1 protein-coding gene is annotated in these 1,064 nt (G+C 49.8%); it reads left to right on the top strand.

All coding sequences use genetic code 11. The features are described 5' to 3' along the window. Positions 1 to 150: 150 nt before the first annotated feature. Positions 151 to 1,064: hypothetical protein (locus ABMA70_RS16025; RefSeq protein ID WP_393022414.1), on the top strand; the 914-nt coding region annotated here is incomplete at its 3' end.

The raw sequence follows: 1,064 nt of genomic DNA on the forward strand, positions 1-1,064 counted from the left end.
CGTCAAGGTAGCCAAGACGGTAACGTTCATGGCTTGAACCCTAACTACATGTACGCCCTAGAGCTAGGCAATCAGATTGAAGTGACTGATGACCTGCTAGAAACAATGGGCTTCCAGCGTGTAGACCCTGACGAGGCTATGGAGGCTTAGATGCTAATCAATCCACTGCCTTACATGGCAGATATACAAGAGCCACTGACTGATACACCAGTCAAGGACAAGCTCCCCTTCAAGGAGTGCCGTTCCTTAGTGGATGCTGACATGTTCGTGTACGCAGCAGGCTTCTCTGTTGAACACCGAGAACCGTTGGCATACGACAAGGACGGTAAATTCTTGGGGCAGTGGAGTAAGAAGTCTAAGTTCAACGAGTATTGCAAGAAGCATCCTGAGTTCGCGGCGAAGGTAGCAGATGTGGATATTCATTTCTGGATAGAGGAGTTCGACAAGTGTCGTCTCATCTTGCAGAACAAGAAGAAACAAATCACTGCTATCTCCCGTCACTCTCCGCAGAAGTGGTTCCTTACTAAAGGTGCCACACTGTGGCGTAATGATGATGCAACCATCCAGAAGTACAAGGGTTGCCGTGACAACATGGAGAAGCCTGTCTACTACGATGACATCCGTGACTTCATGGTGGACAAGTTCCATGCTCATGTGTGTGAGGGTCTGGAAGCCGATGACTCCATTGCTGCTACAGCTCGTAACGAGATAGGTAGAGTGATTGTGTTCTCCGGTGATAAAGACCTGCGCACTGTGGCAGGCTACCAATGCAACACTGGTAAGTTGAAGGAAGGTATCTTCTACGTCACCCCGCTTCAAGCGTGCCGTAACCTGTACATCCAGATGCTAATGGGCGACCGCATCGACCACATCAAGGGGTTGTCCGGTGACAAGCAATGCCGTGGCTACGGTATCAAGACAGCTACTAAAGCCATCGAGCAGTTCATCACTGAGTACGACATGGCTAAGTTCGTAGCCTCCGAGTACCAGAAGAAATACCCAGACGGTGTCATGGCAGAAGATGGCATCACTCATCTAACGTGGCAAGAGATGCTAGTGGAGAC

It is taken from the genome of Halobacteriovorax sp. XZX-3 (assembly GCF_043196495.1).
Classification (GTDB): domain Bacteria; phylum Bdellovibrionota; class Bacteriovoracia; order Bacteriovoracales; family Bacteriovoracaceae; genus Halobacteriovorax_A.